Origin of the sequence: Kutzneria viridogrisea DSM 43870 (assembly GCF_000525635.1) — a bacterium.
GTDB lineage: Bacteria > Actinomycetota > Actinomycetes > Mycobacteriales > Pseudonocardiaceae > Kutzneria > Kutzneria viridogrisea.
The window spans coordinates 3,385,331-3,403,132 of sequence record NZ_CP007155.1; the positions used below are offsets into that span (position 1 = coordinate 3,385,331).

At 71.6% G+C, this 17,802-nt stretch carries 15 protein-coding genes; 6 read left to right on the top strand and 9 right to left on the bottom strand.

The window, feature by feature from the left end; translation table 11 throughout:
- Window positions 1-137: 137 nt before the first annotated feature.
- Window positions 138-695 carry a copper resistance CopC family protein gene (locus KALB_RS15245; protein ID WP_025356576.1) on the top strand — a complete coding sequence of 186 codons (558 nt, stop codon included), beginning with the start codon at window positions 138-140 and terminating at the stop codon, window positions 693-695.
- 85 nt (window positions 696-780) lie between these two features.
- Here KALB_RS15245 and KALB_RS15250 read toward each other — a convergent pair whose 3' ends face one another.
- Window positions 781-2,739: an APC family permease gene (locus tag KALB_RS15250; RefSeq protein ID WP_025356577.1), complete on the bottom strand. Its 1,959-nt coding sequence runs from the start codon at window positions 2,737-2,739 to the stop codon at window positions 781-783.
- Between the two features lie 112 nt (window positions 2,740-2,851).
- Here KALB_RS15250 and KALB_RS15255 point away from each other — a divergent pair, with 112 nt between their 5' ends.
- Window positions 2,852-3,310 carry a hypothetical protein gene (locus KALB_RS15255; protein WP_025356578.1) on the top strand — a complete coding sequence of 153 codons (459 nt, stop codon included), beginning with the start codon at window positions 2,852-2,854 and terminating at the stop codon, window positions 3,308-3,310.
- Complete coding sequence (locus KALB_RS15260; protein ID WP_025356579.1) at window positions 3,307-4,038, top strand: alpha/beta fold hydrolase; 732 nt, start codon at window positions 3,307-3,309, stop codon at window positions 4,036-4,038. Before KALB_RS15255 ends, KALB_RS15260 begins: the two co-directional genes overlap by 4 nt.
- Before the next feature lie 197 nt (window positions 4,039-4,235).
- Here KALB_RS15260 and KALB_RS15265 read toward each other — a convergent pair whose 3' ends face one another.
- From KALB_RS15265 to KALB_RS15295, 7 genes are all read right to left on the bottom strand, one after another.
- Window positions 4,236-6,002 (bottom strand): substrate-binding domain-containing protein, encoded by a 1,767-nt coding sequence (locus tag KALB_RS15265; RefSeq protein ID WP_236650261.1) that lies wholly within the window; start codon window positions 6,000-6,002, stop codon window positions 4,236-4,238.
- 121 nt (window positions 6,003-6,123) lie between these two features.
- On the bottom strand, window positions 6,124-7,005 hold the full coding sequence (locus KALB_RS15270) for a hypothetical protein (protein ID WP_025356581.1): 882 nt from the start codon (window positions 7,003-7,005) through the stop codon (window positions 6,124-6,126).
- Between the two features lie 19 nt (window positions 7,006-7,024).
- Window positions 7,025-8,074, bottom strand: coding sequence for a hemolysin family protein (locus KALB_RS15275; protein WP_025356582.1), 1,050 nt, complete (start codon window positions 8,072-8,074; stop codon window positions 7,025-7,027).
- The gene (locus KALB_RS15280; protein WP_025356583.1) at window positions 8,071-9,408 is read right to left on the bottom strand and encodes a hemolysin family protein; all 1,338 of its coding nucleotides are present in this window, start codon (window positions 9,406-9,408) and stop codon (window positions 8,071-8,073) included. Before KALB_RS15280 ends, KALB_RS15275 begins: the two co-directional genes overlap by 4 nt.
- A 135-nt stretch (window positions 9,409-9,543) precedes the next feature.
- The gene (locus KALB_RS15285; protein ID WP_025356584.1) at window positions 9,544-11,115 is read right to left on the bottom strand and encodes an amidohydrolase; all 1,572 of its coding nucleotides are present in this window, start codon (window positions 11,113-11,115) and stop codon (window positions 9,544-9,546) included.
- Window positions 11,112-12,137 carry a LacI family DNA-binding transcriptional regulator gene (locus KALB_RS15290; RefSeq protein WP_025356585.1) on the bottom strand — a complete coding sequence of 342 codons (1,026 nt, stop codon included), beginning with the start codon at window positions 12,135-12,137 and terminating at the stop codon, window positions 11,112-11,114. Before KALB_RS15290 ends, KALB_RS15285 begins: the two co-directional genes overlap by 4 nt.
- Before the next feature lie 167 nt (window positions 12,138-12,304).
- On the bottom strand, window positions 12,305-13,216 hold the full coding sequence (locus tag KALB_RS15295) for a LysR family transcriptional regulator (protein WP_025356586.1): 912 nt from the start codon (window positions 13,214-13,216) through the stop codon (window positions 12,305-12,307).
- 73 nt (window positions 13,217-13,289) lie between these two features.
- On the opposite strand from KALB_RS15295, the gene KALB_RS15300 reads away from it, so the two are divergent.
- Together KALB_RS15300 and KALB_RS15305 are read left to right on the top strand one after the other, a co-directional pair.
- Window positions 13,290-14,183 (top strand): EamA family transporter, encoded by an 894-nt coding sequence (locus KALB_RS15300; protein ID WP_025356587.1) that lies wholly within the window; start codon window positions 13,290-13,292, stop codon window positions 14,181-14,183.
- A 110-nt stretch (window positions 14,184-14,293) separates the two neighbouring features.
- Entirely contained in the window at window positions 14,294-15,787 is a 1,494-nt protein-coding gene (locus tag KALB_RS15305; RefSeq protein ID WP_025356588.1) for a peptide MFS transporter, read from the top strand.
- A 119-nt stretch (window positions 15,788-15,906) separates the two neighbouring features.
- On the opposite strand, the gene KALB_RS15310 is transcribed toward KALB_RS15305, so the two are convergent.
- The gene (locus KALB_RS15310; RefSeq protein ID WP_025356589.1) at window positions 15,907-17,184 is read right to left on the bottom strand and encodes a cytochrome P450; all 1,278 of its coding nucleotides are present in this window, start codon (window positions 17,182-17,184) and stop codon (window positions 15,907-15,909) included.
- A 97-nt stretch (window positions 17,185-17,281) separates the two neighbouring features.
- Between KALB_RS15310 and KALB_RS15315 the strand changes: the two genes are divergently transcribed.
- A complete protein-coding gene (locus tag KALB_RS15315; RefSeq protein WP_025356590.1) occupies window positions 17,282-17,791 on the top strand; it encodes a DUF1707 SHOCT-like domain-containing protein in 510 nt (169 codons plus the stop codon).
- Window positions 17,792-17,802: the final 11 nt, after the last annotated feature.

The following is a 17,802-nucleotide window of genomic DNA, read 5'->3' on the forward strand; positions in this document are numbered from 1 at the left end:
GTGTGCCGGATTTGCGTTGTGCGGGCCTGTTAACGAGGAGGAAGCATCAGGTGATCTCCGGAAAACCCGCCGCAATCCCCGCGGCCCTAACCTGCGGGGAGCAGCGACTCCGGCTTCCACCAGGATCTGAGGGTGTCATGTCACTTCCCTGGGAATTCCGCGTCACCACGTGCACCGGCCTCGTCGCGGCACTCATCGGCCTGAACCTCGTGCTCGGTGTCGCGCCCGCGAGCGCGCACAACGTGCTCGTTTCCTCCGACCCGCCTGACGGGGCCTCGATCAGTGCCGGACCAAACCGAGTGCAGCTCAGTTTTGACCTGCCGGTCGAACACGGGCTGACCACGCTAGTCGTGACCGGCCCCGACGGCGGCTCGCACTGGGAGGGTGGTCCGCCGACGGTCAGCGGAGGGGTGGTCTCGGCACCGTTGTCGCCCCTGGGGCCTGCCGGGCGCTACACCGTCGACTACCGCATCATCTCCGCCGACGGGCACCCGGTGTCCGGCCGGATCGGGTTCCAGTTGACCACGGCAGGTCGGGGCACCCCCGTGGCGGCGCTGGAGCACGCGGCGCCGGTCGCTCGGGCCTCCTCCGCCGACGAGGCCAGTGTGCCGCCGTGGGTCTGGCTCGCCGGTGTCGCGGCCGTGATCGCGGGCGGCGCGATCCTGGCGCATCGACTCGCACGCCCCGGTTCGTGAAGGTCCCGAACCGCGGCAGAGGGAGACGCGCCGCGAGGCCCCGGTAGCAGGGCCGGGACCTCGCGGCGTTCACCGTCCACTGTGGTCAGCCGACGTGCACCATCGGCCTGCGCTCGGGGTCGGGTTCCGCGCGCCGCAGCACCTCGCGGGTCACCGGCGGCACGTCACCTGAGCCGGAGAACATGTACTTGAAGAGGAACTGGAAGGGATTGCCCTCCGCCCAGGCGAAGTACACGTGCGGCACCTTGCCGGTGTCCTCGCGGATCCGCATCAGGATCGCGGCGATGGCGTTGGGCACCGTGGGGCTGTTCACCTTCAGGATCTTGTAGCCGAACCGCTCCTCGCCGCACACGTCCAGTTCGTCGGTAAAGTCCGAGGAGTCGCCGATGGTGATCTCCAGGAACAGCACCGGGTCCCCGGCCGGGATGTGGTTGTCCTCGCGCTGCTCGCGCTCCTTGTCCACGTACTCGGCCTCGTCGCGGGCGTCCGGCTCGTTGGCGATGATCCGGATCTCGCCCTCGGCCGCGTGCTCGGCGATCAGCCGCCGCGCCGTCTCGTCGAACTGCACCTCGCTGAAGCGCAGTTCCAGCGAGCGGGTCGCCCGGGAGACGAAGGAGGTCACGATGATCGCCAGGATGAAGAAGGAGGCGATCTTCACGCCGTCCGGGCGCTCCACGATGTTCATCACCGTGGTGTAGGCGAACACCGCGGTGATCACGGCGAAGGCGATGGTGGCGGGCCGTTGCCGCCTGCGTACCGCCGACAGGGTCACCGCCAGGGCCGCCGAGGAGATCAGCACCAGCACACCCGTGGCGTACGCCCCGCCCTGCGCGTCCACGTTGGCCTCGAAGATGATCGTGATGGCGAAGGCGATCACCATGAAGACCAGCACCAGCGGGCGGCTGGAGCGCACCCAGTCCGGGGCCATGCCGTAGCCGGGCAGGTAGCGCGGCACGATGTTGAGCAGCCCGGCCATGGCCGAGGCGCCCGCGAACCACAGGATGCCGATCGTGCTCAGGTCGTACACGGTGCCGAAGGCGTCGCCGAGGTAGGAGTGCGCGAGGTAGGCCAGTGCGCGCCCGCTGGCCGAACCGCCCGACTGGAACTCCTTCTGCGGGATCAGCACGGTGGTCACGAAGCTGGAGCAGATCAGGAACACGCTCATGATCAGCGCCGCGGTGGTGAGCAGCCTGCGGGTGTTGCGGATGCGGCCCTCCGGCCTGGTGGCGGTGTCCCCGGCCGCCCCGCGCACCTGCGGCATGACGGCCACCCCGGTCTCGAACCCGGACAGGCCAAGCGCCAGCTTGGGGAACACCAGCAGGGCAACGCCGATCATCAGCCAGGGATTGCCGTACTGGCTGGTCAACAGGTTCTGCCAGGTGAGCACGACCTCGGGGTTGCCGACCACGTGCAGGATCGCCGTCACGACCACGACCACGTTGAGCGCCAGGTACACCCCGACCAGGGTCACCGCGATGCCGATCGCCTCGGTGAAGCCCTTGAGGAACACCGCGCCCAGCGCCGCGAGCAGCACCAGGGTGAGCAGCACCTGGTGGTCGCGCAGGAACTCCGGCATGAACGGGTTCTCCAGCGCGTGCGCCGAGGCGTCCGCGGCCGACAGGGTCATGGTGATCACGAAGTCGGTGGCCACGAAGCCCAGCAGCACCAGGACGAGCAGCTTGCCCTTCCACTGCGGCAGCAGCTTCTCCAGCATCGCGATGGAGCCCTGCCCGTTCGGGCTCTCCCGGGCCACCCTGCGGTAGATCGGCAGCGCCCCGGCCAGGGTGAGCAGCACGAGCACGAGGGTGGCCACGGGGGAGAGCACGCCCGCGGCCAGCGCCGCGATGCCCGGCTGGTAGCCCAGCGTGGAGTAGTAGTCCACACCGGTCAGGCACATGACCTTCCACCAGGGCTCGGTGTGCTGGGTGGCGGCCGGCTCCTCGGTGCTGCCCTGGCGCTTGTGCACCTGCGGGTGCTGGCCCTGCAACAGCCACTGCCCCAGGCGGTGCGGTGCCGGTCGTTTCGGCTCGGTGGTGGTGGCCACGGCGTTGCTCCCCAGAACTGGATCGATGCTGGCCGACAGCCTACGGATCAGGACCGCTTGACGCACTTCGTCAAGTACTTTACGTTCAGCGTCAAGTAGAGGGGAGCCCGGCATGACCACCAGCGAGGACCATGTGGCGCTGGTCGCCGACCTGGTCGAGGCGGTGCGGATCCGCGTGCTCGACCCGCTGTCGATCCTGCTCGGGCCCGCCGCCTCGGTGGACGCCCTGGCCGAGCGGCTGTCCTACGAGGCCGAGATGTGGGCGGCCCAGCTGCTCGACGGCACGGACGCCGTGGCCTGGCAGCGGCTGTCCACCCTGCTGGCGGCCCTGCACCCCGCGGACGAGTTCGACCCGCCCGTGCGGTGGTGGCAGACCCCGTTGGGACGGCTGGTGGCCCGGCGCTTCGGCTACCCGGGCCGGGAGCACGTCTCCTTCCCGGTGGCCGGGGCGATGTTGGGGGTCACCAGGCAGGGGGTGTTCGACCTGGTCAACAGGGGCAAGCTGACCCGGCACGCCGGGGGCGGGGTGAGCACCGACTCGGTGCGCGACAGGCTGCGGGGGACGCGATGACCAACCGGGTGGAGTACGGCGGAACCGGCCCGGACGTGCTGCTGCTGCACGGCCTGGGCGGGCAGGCGCGGGACTGGGACCGGTTCGCCGCCGAGCTGACCCGCGCCCACCGGGTGGTGGCGATCGACCTGCGCGGCCACGGGCGCTCCGCTGACGGCCCGTGGAGCTGGCGGGCCGTGCTGGACGACATCGAGCTGCTCGGCCTGGACAACCCCGCGGTGGTGGGCATGTCCCTGGGCGGCATGATCGCGGCCCACTGGGCGGCGCGGCACCCCGAGTGCCCCGGCGTGATCAGCTTCGACGGGCACCGGGCGGCGGCCACCGCGCCGGAGCACTACGCGGGCCTGCCCCGCGAACGGGTCCTCGCCGACCTGGCGCGCCTGCGGGCCGCTTTCGACGCGCAGACCGCCACGCTCACCCGGCCCGGCGCGGACCTGCTCGCCCAGGTCGCCGACTCGTTCCGCCAGGACGACACCGTGGCCGTGCTCGCCGCGCTGCGATGCCCGGCTTTGCTTGTGCTGGCGGGAAAGGCCCTGCCGCAGGCCGCGCCCTTCGCCGAGCTGACGGCCGCACACCGACGCGGGTTGCTGCGCGACCTCGACGCGGCCCGCGCCGCCAACCCGCTGCTGACCGTGGTCGAGGTCGACGCCAACCACGGCATGGTCTTCGAGCAGCCCGTCGAGCTGGCGTCGCTGGCCGTCGAATTCCTTGACACGGCACGGAAGTGACGACCGGCAGAGCGGGATTCGCCTGCTGGTGGGCGGGATTCGCGCTGCCCAGAGCGGGACTCGCGGTGGTTGGGGGACTGGAGCCCTCGTCCGGGGGGTAGGCAAGGGCTCCAGCGTGCCGGTCGCCAGGGGGGATTGGCGACGTGGCGGCACTCAGCTTAGAGCGTCCGCGGTGCGAGCGGGACCCCTATGCGCGATCAGCTCGCGACCGACAGCAGCTGTCCCAGGGCCGCCGCGACGTCCTTGGCGTTCTGCACAGCGGAAACCGTGCCGCCGGCGTCCTGGGCGATGCCCGCCAACTGGTCCCGCTGCGGGCCGTCGCCCAGGGCGATGAAGCTGATCGGCACCGGTCGCTTGGCGTCGCGGAGCTGACCGAGCTGGCTGCGCAGCTGAGCCAGGTCCGTGCCGCCTTCGTTGGCACTGCCCACGATGACCACGATCCGGTTGTGCTTGCCCGCCTGGTAGTTGGCCAGCACCGACTGGTACACCCCGAGCACCGAACTGTAGAGCTGCGCACCCTGGCCGGTGCCGAGCTTGCCCAGCGCGGAGTGCAGCTGGTCGGCGTGCTGGTCGGTCTGCACCACGGGGGAGAGCTGCCGGTACGGCTTGTCCCCGTCCAGGTTTGCCGAGTACTGCCACAGCCCCAGCGAGGCCCCGGCCACGGACCGGTCGACCTGGCCGACCAGCGCGTCGCGGACCCAGTCCAACCGGGTGCGGCCGTCCCCGCCGTCCTGGCCCATCGCGGCCGAACCGTCCACCAGCACCGAGATCAGGTCGCCGGAGGCCGCCGCCGCCCAGCCCGCGGAGATCTGCTGCGTGGTGGTGGCGTCGGCGGGGACCAGGCGCTGGGTGGTGGCGGGCCAGCGCATGCCGGGCGCCTGCTTGGGCCGATCCGAGGTGGCGTCCACGCGCAGACCGGCCGCGGCGAACAGCTTCTGCTGCGCGGGCTGGCGCAGGAACTCGCGGAACTGCTGTGCCGCCTTGCCCTGCACGGTGTTCACCCAGTTGCCCGCCAGGGTCACGAACGGGAAGTCCGCCTGCGGGCTCGCGCCGCCGACCGGCACCTCGTAGAGCGGGGTACCCGGTGCGGGCGCGCCGTCCCGGCCCAGGTTGCGCCGGTAGAGGTCCACCTCGGTGATCGGCACCGCGCTGTAGCTCGCGGTGGCGATGTCCCCGGCCCTGGACAGCCCGTCGAGCGCGTCCTGGGCGCTGGCGGGCGCGTTGGCCGCCCGCGCGGCGGCCAGCTTGCCGATCAGGTCCTTCACCGGCTGCTGGGCGAGCATGTCGGTGGTGACCGGCCCGAGCCCCTGCCCGGTGGCACCGGCCAGGGCGGACTGGATGGCCATGGCGCTGGCCGGGCTGTAGGCCGGGTCCGGCACGGCGATGCGGAACTTGCCCCACTGCGGCTTGCCGAACCGCGCCCAGCCCGCCGGGTCGGCGGTCAGCTCGGGCAGGTCGGTCCAGCGCAGCAGGTTGCCGGTGGTCAGCGCGTCGTAGGCGGGGGACTGGGTGGCCAGCACCACCGGGCTGCTGGCCACGGACTGGCCCGCGGCCCCGACCAGCGCGGTGTTCTGCGCGGACAGCCGGTTGGCCCACAGCGTGGAGTCGGGCAGCCAGGCCACCGGCTTGGGGCCGAGCTTGCTCTCGTCCCAGCTCTGGGTCAGGCCGGTGAGGATGGTCTTGGAGTCCACCGACTGCACCTCGACCCGCACGCAGTGGTCGTTGACCACCGGGTGCTGGTCGGTCCAGCGCTGTGCCCCGTCCCGGACCGGGTCGGCCACGCTGGGCGTGACGGCCACCCGCAGGCTGACCTCACCGCTGGGGCAGCCCGCCGCCTCGGCGGTGGCTCTGCGCTCCAGCACCCCGCCCAGCCAGGTCCAGCCCAGCCAGCCCAGTCCGAGCAGCACGACCAGGGCGACGATCGCGAGCGGCCAGCGTGCGACCCCGCGTCGGACCCTGGTCACGAGCGCGCGATGGCGAGCCATCCTGTCCCTTCCCCGCACGGCGAGTACCCGTCCCCCGAATGGGGGAGGAATCGAGGTTTGTCAACCTAACAGGTGAAACGGTTCGGTCAAGGTGAGTTGCTCAGGATGCCGACCAGTCCAACAGTGTGACGCAGTGCTCGATGAGGGCCTGCCGCAGCGGGCGGGCGCGCTCGGCGAAGCTCGCCTGGGCGCGGACGTACTCGGCCCTGCCCTCCTCGGTCTCGATGCGCACCGGCTGGTAGCCCAGCTCGGACAGGTCGTACGGGCTGGCCCGCATGTCCAGCTCGCGGATGTCCACCGCCAGCTCGAAGCAGTCCGCGACCAGTTCGGAGGGCAGGAACGGGTCCAGCTTGTACGCGGCCCGGTACAGATCCATGTTGTTGTGCAGACAACCAGGCTGTTCCAGCTCGAGCTGCCGCTGCCGGGTGGGCCGCACGGCGTTGAGCGGGCGCGCGGGCTCGGTGAAGAACCGGTACGCGTCGTAGTGGCTGCACTGCACGCGCTGGGACTCCACCACGCGGTCGGTGCCGCCGTGGCCCAGCCGCAGCGGCCAGCCCACGTGCCGGATCTGTGCGGGCTGGGTGCGGTACACCATTGCCCACTCGTGCAGGCCGAAGCAGCCCAGCCGGGCCCGCCGGGCGGCCGTGGCGGTCAGCAGCGAGCGGGAGAACGCGGCGTTGCGCCGACGGGGTTCGCCGAACTCCGCCACGTCCAGCGCCACCCCGCCGTCCACCTCGTGGTAGCCCCGCCAGGACAGCCGCTCCCGCGCACCGGGCCCGGCCAGCAGCACGCCGGGGCCGGGGTGCCAGCGCTCCAGGTGCGCGGGCCGGTGGCTGTAGTAGGTGAACAGGAAGTCGACCACCGGGTGCTTCTCGCCGCGCGACCTGCGCCGGGCGTGCGGGCCCGTCCAGCGGCTCACCCGGTCCAGGTGAGCCTGCTGGCGGGCCCGCCACTCCGGCTCGGCCAGCACCGTGAAACCCATGTGCTCCAGGCTATCCGGCTCAGCCGACGCGGCCGACGTGGGTTCCGTCGCGCACGGTGCCCACGTACTCCTCGACCAGGTCCTCCAGCGCGACCACGCCCAGCTGCTGCCCGTCGGTGCCGACCGCCTTGGCCAGGTGGCTCTGCGCGCGGCGCAGCGCCGACAGGGCCTCGTCCAGCCGCGCGTCGGCGGGCAGCTCGGGCAGCCCGCGGACCAGCGTGCGCGGCAGCGGGGTGGCCGGTGGCTCGGCGGCCAGGCCCAGCACGTCCTTGATGTGCACGTAGCCGACCAGCTTGCCCTCGGCGGAGCGGACCGGGAACCGGGAGAAGCCGGTGGCCGCCACCGCCGCCTCCACATCGCCCACGGTGGGCTCCGCGGGCACGGCGGTCACCCGCTCCAGCGGGACCAGCACGTCGGAGACGGTGCGTGCCACCGAGGACAGGGTCTTGGCCAGCCTGCGGTGCTCGGAGTCCTCCAGCAGGCCCTCCTGCCGGGACTCGGCCAGCAGCGAACCCAGCTCGTCGGGGGTGTAGGCCCCCTCCAGCTCGTCCTTGGGCGTGACCTTGATCAGCTTGAGCACGCCCTGCGCGATCACCGTGAACGCGCTGAGCAGCGGGCGGACCAGTCGGCAGAAGGCGAAGTGCACCGGCACCAGCCACAGCGCGGCCTGTTCGGGACCGGCGATGGTCAGGTTCTTCGGCACCATCTCGCCGATCACCGTGTGCAGGAAGGACACCACGACCAGCGCGATCGTGAACGCGATGCCGTGCACCAGCGCGGCGGGCAGGGCCAGCGGGGCGAGCGGGCGCTCCAACAGCCCGGCCACCACCGGCTCGGCCAGCGCGCCCAGCACCAGCGAGCAGACCGTGACACCCAGCTGGGCACCGGCGATCAGCAGCGGCAGTTCCTGCCCGGCGCGCAGCACGGTGCGCGCGCGGCCCACCCCGGCGCGGGCCATCGGCTCCAGCCGGTCCGGCCGGGCCGTGATGATCGCGAACTCGGCGCCCACGAAGAACCCGTTGCACAGCAGCAACACGAACGTCAGCAGGATCAGCAGCACATCGTTCATGCCGACACCTCCTGCGGCTGGGCCGGTTCGGCCTTGGAGACCCGCAACTCGGCCACCCGGTGCCGGTCCATGGCCATCACGGTGACCCGCCAGCCGTCCAGGCGGACCTCGTCGCCCACCTCGGGGATGTAGCCCAGGCTGCTGAGCACCATGCCCGCCAGGGTCTCGTAGTCCCCGTCGGGCATGCGGAACCCGGTGGCCTCGGCCACCTCGTCCTCGCGCAGCAGGCCGGAGACCATCCAGCTGGCGGTGCCCAGGGTGCGCACCGGGGCGGGCTCCCGCCGGTCGTGCTCGTCGCGCACGTCACCGACGATCTCCTCGACCAGGTCCTCCAGGGTCACCATGCCCGCCGTGCCGCCGTACTCGTCCACCACGATGGCGATCTGTAGTCCCGATCCGCGCAGCCGTTCCAGCAGCGCGTCGGCCTCCAGGCTCTCCGGCACGGTCTGCACCGGCCGGGTCAGCGCGGACACCGGGGTGCTGGCCCGCTGCGCGGCCGGAACCGCGAAGGACTGCTTGACGTGCACGACCCCGCGCACGTCGTCCAGGTCCCCGTCGTGCACCAGGAACCGGGAGAACCCGGTGCGCCGCGCCACGTCGATCAGGTCCAGCACGGTGGCCTCGCCGCGCAGCGCCTCGATCTGCACGCGCGGGGTCATCAGCTCCTCGGCGGTCAGTTCGCCGAAGCGCAGCGAGCGGTCCAGCAGGGTGGCCATGCCCTGGTCCAGGGTGCCGTGCGCGGCACTGGAGCGGACCAGCGAGCCCAGTTCCTGCGGGGACCGCGCCGAGCGCAGCTCCTCGGCGGGTTCCACGCCGAACCGGCGCACCACCCAGTTCGCGGAGCCGTTGAGCACGGTGATCAGCCAGCGCAGCGCGGTGGAGAACCGGTACTGGATGCCGGCGACCGCGCGTGCGGTGGGCAGCGGCTTGGCGATGGCCAGGTTCTTGGGCACCAGCTCGCCGAAGACCATCGACAGGCTGGTGGCCAGCAGCAGGGCCACGGCCGCGGCGACGGCCCCGGCCGCCGGTTGCGGCAGGCCCAGCGCGGTCAGCGGCCCGGACAGCAGCCCGGCGATGGCCGGTTCGGCCAGGTAGCCGGTGACCAGGGTGGTCAGCGTGATGCCCAGCTGGGCGCCGGAGAGCTGGAACGACAGGGTCCGGTGAGCCTGCTGCACCCGCTTGGCGCGGGCGTCGGCGACCTGGCGGACGTGGTTGTCGACCTGGCTGCGTTCCAGGGTGGTCAGGGAGAACTCGGCGGCCACGAAGATCGCGGTACCCGCGGTGAGCGCGAGCACGGCGAGCAGGCCGAGCACATCTATCAGGGGTCCGGTCACCTCGGGCCTCCGGTGAGGCGGGTGTCCGGGTTGGTATGGCAGCCGGGGCTTTCCCCCGGCCCACTACTCCTGCCAGGTGACCGCGCATCGGGCACGGAAGGTGTCACTCCTCGAAACTTCAACAGCTCAAATGGGTCAGTCCAGTGTAGAGGCGTCCGGGAGCCTTCGGCCGGCAAGCCACGTACCTGTTACCCGGATCGTGCCCAAATCACACGCCTCGACCGCCGTGGGATCGCGGTCCAGGGCCACCAGGTCGGCGCTGTGCCCCACGGCCAGGCGGCCCCACTCGTGCTCGGCCCCGGCCTGCCAGGCGGCGCCCGCGGTCTGCGCCGTGAGCGCGGTGGTCAGATCCAGCCGTTCGGTGGGCAGCCAGTCCCGCGCGACCGCCGTGCCGATGCCCAGCAGCGGGTCGGGCGGGCTCACCGGCCAGTCGCTGCCCAGGGACAGCCGGGTGCCCAGCCGGTGCAGGGTGCCCATCGGGTACTGCCTGGCCGCGCGTTGCTCGCCCAGCCGGGGGATGGTCAGCTCGGTCATGGTGGCGTCCCGGCAGGCCCACTGCGCCTCGAAGTTGGCGATCACCCCGAGTTCGGCGAAGCGGGGCAGGTCGGCGGGGTGCACGAGCTGCACGTGCGCGATCACCGGCCGCCGGTCCCACGCGGGGTTGGCGGCCCGTGCGGCGGCCACCGCGTCCAGGGCGGACCGCACCGCGGCGTCCCCGATGGCGTGCACGTGTACCTGGAACCCGTCGGCGTCGAAGGCCGTCACCGCACGCGCCAGTTCCTCGGGCGGCCACACCGCCATGCCGTGCGAGTGTGGCGCGTCAACGTAGGGCTCCAGCAGGGCACCAGTGCCGCCCTCGATCACCCCGTCGGCGAAGAACTTCACGGTGCGCGCCGTGACCAGCCCGCCGCCGTGCCGCCGGACCAGTTCGCGCTGCTCGGCGAACTCCGCGCGCTGCGCCCGCCAGCGGTCCGGGTCGGCGCGCTGGGCCAGGTCGGCGCGGAAGCCCAGCACGCCGCGGCGCACCGCCTCCAGGTACGGGGCCACCAGTTCCGGTTCCACCCAGGCGTCCTGCGCCCAGGTGACACCGACCTGGGCGTAGCGGCGGCCCGCGTGTTCCAGCGCGGCCACCAGGTCCGCCAGCGGCGTGCGCGGCACCAGGTCGAGCACCAGGTCGCAGGCGTGCCACTCCAGCAGGGTGCCCAGCGGGCTGCCGTCGGCCCGGCGGGTGATCCAGCCCAGTCTCGGATCGGGGGTGCGCGAGTCGACCCCGGCGCGGCGCAGTGCCTCGGTGTTGCACCACACCGCGTGGTAGTCGCGCGAGCGCAGCACCACCGGGCGGTCCGGCACGGCCGCGTCCAGCCAGCGCGCGTCGAACTCCCCGTTGGCGGCCAGCGAGGGGTCGTAGCTCGCGCCGACCACCCAGTCCGCCCCGGGGTTGGCCAGTGCCCAGCGGCGCACCTCGGCCACGATGCCGTCCACAGTGGACTGCTCGGTGACGCGCGGCCCGCGTGACTCCAGCCCGGCGAACAGGGGGTGCGCGTGGGCGTCGCCGAAGGCGGGCAGCAGCGCGCCGCCCGCCAGGTCCACGACCTCGGTCGCACGCAGGGCGAGCGCCTGCTCGCCGAGGGCCACGATGCGCCCGCCCGACACGGCCAGCGCGGTGCTGCCGGTGCCCCAGACGGAGCCGTTGCGAAAGACGATCACACGCCCAGTGTGCTCTCCCGCAGCACCACCTCCGCGGCCATTTTCACGGTGCGCGGCTGCGGGCCGGTGTACTCGCCCAGCGCCATGTGCGCCGCGCGCACGCCCATCTCCTCCAGCGGCAGGCGGACCGTGGTCAGCGTGGGCGTCACGTCGCGCAGGGTCGGGATGTCCCCGAACCCGGCCACCGACACGTCCTCGGGCACTCGGCGCCCGGCGGCCCGCAGCGCCGCCATCGCGCCCAGGGCCATGACGTCGTTCACCGCGAACACGCAGGTCGCCGTGGAGCCATCGGCCACCAGTTCGGCGGCGCTGCGGTAGCCGCCGTCCCTGCCGAACTCCCCGTGCCGCACCGAGGACTCGGGCAGGTCCACTCCGGACTCCGCCAGCCCGGCGCGGAACCCGGCGATGCGGTCCCGGCTGGTCAGCAGCTCCTCGGGGCCGCCGAGCACGGCGAAACGCCGGTGCCCCAAGCGGACCAGTTCCCGGGCCAGCGCGCGGGCACCCGCCTTGTTCGCGGGCACCACGGTGTCCGCGGGCAGCCTGGCCTGGGACACGCAGGCCACCCGCCCGCCCTGGGCGATGAAGGTCCCGATCTCCTCGGCCAGCCGCGCGGTCGCCGCCTTGTCGGTGGTGCGGCTGCCGATGATGACCACCGCCTTGGCCCGGTGCGCCCGCAGCACGCACAGCAGTTCGCGCTCGCGCTCGGTGTGCCGTGCCGTCGTGCCCAGCACCACCACCAGCCCCGCGTCCTCGGCCACCCGCGTGACCCCGGCGGCGATGCTGGAGAAGTACGGGTCGGAGATGTCGTGCACGACCAGACCGACGAGTGAACTGCTGTTGCGCGCCAACGCCTGTGCCGAGGCGTTGGGCAGGTAGCCCAGTGACTCCGCGCTGACCATGACCCGGTCCCGCAGCTCCTCGCTCACCTGGCGGTTGCTTCCATTGAGGACTCTGGACGCGGTGGCCAACGAGACCCCGGCGTGCTGAGCGACCTCGGCCAGCGTGATCTGTCGTGCTGCCACCCGGTTACCCCTTCCACGATCTGGCGTTCGGGGGAGAGTAGCGAGCTGACGTGCAAAAATTCGGACACTGTGATCGGTCAACGGTCGCATTCGTGGTTGTCGTGACAAATCCGCTCTGACGGCGTAACGCAGACAGGGCAACAACAACGATGAAAGAAACCGTTTCCTCAAGTGGTCTGGACCACTTTGTCCCACGTTCGGACGAGCGCCTGGACGGTGACGGCGATCGCGGGCCGCCTGCTGGCGCGCTCGCGCCACACCGCGAACAGTCGCCGGGTCGGCACCGGCCGCAGCCGCAGCGCGCGCACGGTCGGCGGCAGCGCGGCGCGGCCCAGCCTCGGCAGCAGCGCGATGCCCTGCCCGAGGGCCAGGAACTCCAGCTGCGTCTGGTACTCGGTGATCTCGTGCGCCACGATCGGCTCCACTCGGGCCTCGCGCATCGTGCGCACGAGCCAGTCGTGGCAGATCGAGCCCGCGGGCTGGCAGATCCACCGCTCGCCCACGAGGTCCTCCGGCTGAACCGAGCTTTGCTCAGCAAGCCGGTGCCCGGCGGGCACGAGCACGTCGGCGTGGTCCTCGCCCAGCGGGTGACGGGCCAGCGACTCGTCCACGGCCAGCGGGGTGTTGGTCCAGTCGTGCACCACCGCCACGTCCAGCTCCCCGCGCGAGACCATCTCCACCGCCGAGGGCGGGTCCACCTCCAGCACGCGCAGGTCCAGCTCCGCCTGCTCGGCGGCCAGCGCGGCGACGGCCGGGGGCAGCAGTCCCCGGCAGGCGGTGGCGAACGCGCCCAGCCGCACCCGGCCGACCGCCGCGCCCCGCAGCTGCTCCAGCCGGATCTCGGCCTGCTCCACCAGTGCCAGCACGCTGTGCGCGGTCCCGGCCAGCGACCGCGCGGCGTCGGTCAGCACCACGCCCCGGCCGCGGCGCTCCAGCAGCGTGGTGCGGGTCTCCCGCTCCAGCTTGGCGATCTGCTGGGAGACCGCCGAGGGGGTGTAGCCCAGCGCCGCCGCCGCGGCGTTGATCGAGCCGTGCACCGCGACGGCGTGCAGCGCACGCAGCCGACCGAGATCAATCATGTAGCGATGCTAAACCGTACGATGAAGGACATTGTGCTGGTGCTAAATCCAGCCGTGCGCCGAGACTGCCCTGGTGAAACCCGCGCACCTGCTGCTCGCCGTGTCCGTGGCCGCCGCCTGGGGCATCAACTTCGTGGCCATCGACTACGGCCTGGACAGCTTCCCGCCGCTGCTGTTCACCGCACTGCGCTTCGCGGTGGCCGCCGTGCCCGCGGTGTTGTTCGTGGGCCGCCCGCAGGTGGCCTGGCGCTGGGTGGTCGCGGTCGGCCTCGTGCTCGGCGCCCTGCAGTTCGGCCTGCTCTTCGTGGCGATCAAGGCCGGGGTGCCCGCCGGGCTGTCCTCGCTGGTGTTGCAGAGCCAGGCCCTGTTCACCGCGTTGTTCTCGGCCGTGCTGCTTGGCGAGCGGCCGACCCGCGGCCAGCTGCTGGGCATGGGCGTGGCGCTGGCCGGGATCGTGCTCGTGGCCACCGACTTCGGCGCCTCCGGCCCGCTGCCCGCCTTCCTGCTGGTGCTGGCCAGCGCGGCGAGCTGGGCCATGGGCAACGTGCTGACCCGCAAGGCCGCCCCGCCCGACTCGTTCCGCTTCCTGGTGTGGGTCAGCGTGGTGCCGCCGCTGCCGCTGCTCGCCCTGTCCGCGCTCACCGAGGACCTGTCGGCTCTGCACGCGCCCGAGCCTTCCTCGCTGGTGGCGCTGGGCTATGTGGCCTGGGTCTCAACCGTGTTCGGCTTCGGGGTCTGGACCACCCTGATCCGCCGCTACGGCGCGACCGCCGTCGCCCCGTACTCCCTGCTCGTGCCGGTGTTCGGCATGAGCTCCACCGCACTGGTACTCGGTGAGCAGCTGACGGTGTTGCGCGTGGTGGGCGCGGGTGTTGTGCTGGTCGGGGTGGGGCTCACCGCGCTGACGGGACGTCGCAGGACTCCCCCCGGTCGGCAGGACAGCAGCAGACTTGTGGAGGTGTCCTAGCTCACGAACTCACTGGTACGGATGTAACCCGTAACGAACGTACCGCTAGGGTGCGCTCCACCACATATCTGGTTACCCGTGAGTTAATCGTGAATGCACAGGAGGATCGCGTGACTGCGACCGCCACCGAGACGGAGGGCGTGAAGCCACCCCAAAAGGGTTTCTTCGGCCAGCCGGCAGGCCTCGGCCCGCTCTTCTTCACCGAGTTCTGGGAACGCCTGTCGTACTACGGCATGAAGGCGATCCTGGTCTACTTCATGTACAGCCAGCTCAGCGAGGGCGGGCTGGGCCTGGACAAGGGGTTGGCCAACTCGCTGGCCTCCTCCTACGGTGCCGCGGTCTTCATGTCCGGCGTCATCGGCGGCTGGCTTGCCGACCGGATCTTCGGTGCCCGGCGCGCCGTGCTCTACGGCGGCGTGCTGATCATGATCGGGCACATCGCGCTGTCCTTCCCGGGCGGTGTCGCGGCGCTGTACGTCTCGATGCTGTTCATCACCCTGGGCACCGGTCTGTTGAAGCCGAACATCTCCACCATGGTCGGCGGCCTGTACGAGCCCGAGGACCGCCGCCGCGACGCCGGGTTCACCATCTTCGTGATGAGTGTGAACATCGGCGCCCTGCTGGCCCCGCTGGTGGTCGGCACCATCGGTCAGAAGATCAGCTACCACCTGGGCTTCAGCGTGGCGGCCTTCGGCATGGCGCTGGCCCTGGTGTTCTACATCCTGGGCAAGGGCAAGCTCGCGCTGGTCGGGGACAAGCCGGTCAACCCGGTGGGCGCCGACGAGCGCGGCAAGGTGATCACCCGCATCGTGATCGGCGCGGTGGTGGTTGCCGCGGCCTTCGTGATCTCCGGGTTGGCCGGGGTGCTCAGCGTGGACCGGGTGATCGACGTGATCACCGTGCTCGGCATCGTGCTGCCCACCTCGTACTTCGTGATGATGTTGCGCAGCAAGAAGGTCTCCGCCGTGGAGCGGTCCAGGGTGATCGCCTACATCCCGCTGTTCATCGGCACGGTGTTCTTCTGGATGATCGAGGAGCAGGGCTCCAACGTGCTGGCCACCTACGCCGACACGCGGGTGGACCTCGGCGCGTTCGGCTTCACCATGCCCTCCTCCTGGTTCCAGTCACTCAACCCCGGCTTCATCGTGGTGCTGGCCCCGCTGTTCGCCCTGTTGTGGACCAAGCTGGGCCGCCGCGCGCCGAGCACCCCGGTGAAGTTCGCGCTGGGCGTGGTGTTCTCCGGTGCGTCCTACCTGTGGATGATCCTGCCCGCGCTGATCTACGGTCAGTCGCTCAAGGCGGTGCACCCGCTGTGGCTGGCGGGCAGCTTCCTGATCGTGATCCTCGGCGAGCTGTGCCTGTCCCCGGTGGGCCTGGCCGCGACCACCCGCCTGGCGCCGGTGGCCTTCGGCTCGCAGATGATGAGCCTGTGGTTCCTCGCCGACGCCGCGGCGCAGGCGATCTCCGGCCAGATCGTGGACAAGGTCAGCCCGGAAAGCGAGATCCCCTACTTCGGCATCATCGGCGGGATCACCGTGCTGGTCGGTGTGGCGCTGTTCTTCCTGTCCCCGTACATCAAGCGCAAGATGCAGGGCATCGACTAGGAGTGACGGTGTCCCGCCACGGCGGCGGTGTGGCGGGACACCCACCTCCAGAGTGCCGCACACCGCCGGCCCGTGGTGGGGATGTGACCCGATCGGGTAAGTGAGCCCCGTCTCTGTGCTCAGGCCACAGTGGACCGGGTGCGGGCCGTCACCGGCATGCGCAGCGGGCCGCGGATCGCCCGGGATGGCCTGCGCCGCACCGGGCCCACCAGCCGCAGCCCCGGCAGCCGGGTGAACAGCGCCCGCAGTGCGATGGCCCCCTCCATCCTGGCCAGGCTCGCGCCAAGGCAGTAGTGGATGCCCGAGGAGAAGGCCAGGTGGTCCTTGGCGTTGGGCCGGTCGATGTCGAACCGGTGTGGGTCGGCGAACACCTCCGGATCCCGGTTCGCCGCCGCCAGTAACAGGATCACCGGCGTGCCCTTGGGCACCACCCGGCCCGCCAGCTCCACCGGCTCCAGCGCGGTGCGCCCGCTGAACTGCGCCGGCGGGTCCAGCCGCAGCACCTCCTCGACCACGTTCGGCGCGCAGTCCGGGTCCTCGATCAGCCGCCGCTTCGCCTCGGGGTTGGCCAGCAGGGCCAGCACCCCGTTGCCGATCAGGTTGACCGTGGTCTCGAACCCGGCGGCCAGCAGCAGCCCCGAGGTCGCCAGCAGGTCCTCCCGGGACAGGTCCGGGTCCGCCAGCAGATGGCTCACCACGTCCTCCCGCGGTCGCGCGCGGTGGTCCTCGGCGACCTCGGTCAGGAACTCGTTGAGCTCCACGAGGGTCCGCCGCAACGTGTGCACCTGCCGCATCGTGCGCACCCCGTCGATGGCCCCGGCCAGGGTGGTGCCCCAGTCCATCATGCGCGCGTGCTCGGCGTCCGAGGCGCCCAGCAGCCCGCAGATGACCTTGATCGGTACCCGGGCGGCGAAGTCGGTCACCAGGTCGAAACTGGGCCGCTCGGCCAGTTCGTCCAGGAAGCCCGCCACCACCGACTCCACGATCTCGGTCTGCTCACGCAGCGCCCTGGGGCTGAACGAGGGTGCGGCCAGCCGCCGCAGCCGGGTGTGGTCCGGTGGGTTGCGCATGAGGAACGAGCCCTCGATCGGGTCCACCACGGGCAGCGGGCCGTGCCCGCGAAGGTCCAGGTCCAGCCCGGTCATCTCGCTGTTGGGCATCACCCCGAAGCGCGCGTCGCGCAGCACGGAGTTGGCCAGCGGGTGCGAGGCCGTCATCAGCGGGCCGAGCCTGCTGGGCACCAGCACGCCCCTGGCCCTGATCGACTCGTAGATGGGGTACGGGTCCGCGCTGCCCGTGTCCCGCACCAGCCGGGCCAGTGGATCGCCCAGCGCCCCGAAGATCCCGGCGACCACCCTGCTCGCGAACAACGTCGCCGCCAACCGCCTGTCACCCATGACCGCTCCCTCCCTGGGCTTCCAGCGTAGTGCTTGACCGCGAGCCAGTGAATGGATGAGAATCTCGGCAAATAAGATGCTTGGCTGAGGGGGAGTTGTGGTCCGGCTGTCGAACGAGGACCGGGAACGCTGCGTGGAGCTGCTCAACCGGGCGGTCGCCGACGGGCGGCTGACCTGGACCGAGCACGCCGAGCGGGTGGAGACCGTCTACGCGGCCCGGATGGCCGAGGAACTGGCCCCGGTGCTGTCCGACCTCGGGCAGAGCGGGGTGCCCGCGCTGCCCGATCAGGGCGAGCACGAGGTGGCCGCCCTGTTCAGCAAGATCGTGCGCGTGCCCGACCTGAGCAGGCGCATCACCGTGCGCGCCGTGTTCGGGGCCGTGGTGCTCAACCTGGCCGCCGCCCGGCCGGGGGAACGCATCGAGGTCGAGGCATCCTCGTTCTGCGGCAAGGTGGTGCTGCTGGTGCCGCCGGGCGCCCAGGTCATCGACGAGGGAGCGGCGGTGCTGGGCAAACGGGCGCTGATGAATGGCGGTGGCAGTTCGGACGGTCCGCTCATCAGGGTCACCGGTACGACCAAACTGGGCAACCTCAAGGTGTACGGCTGACACCCGCTGTG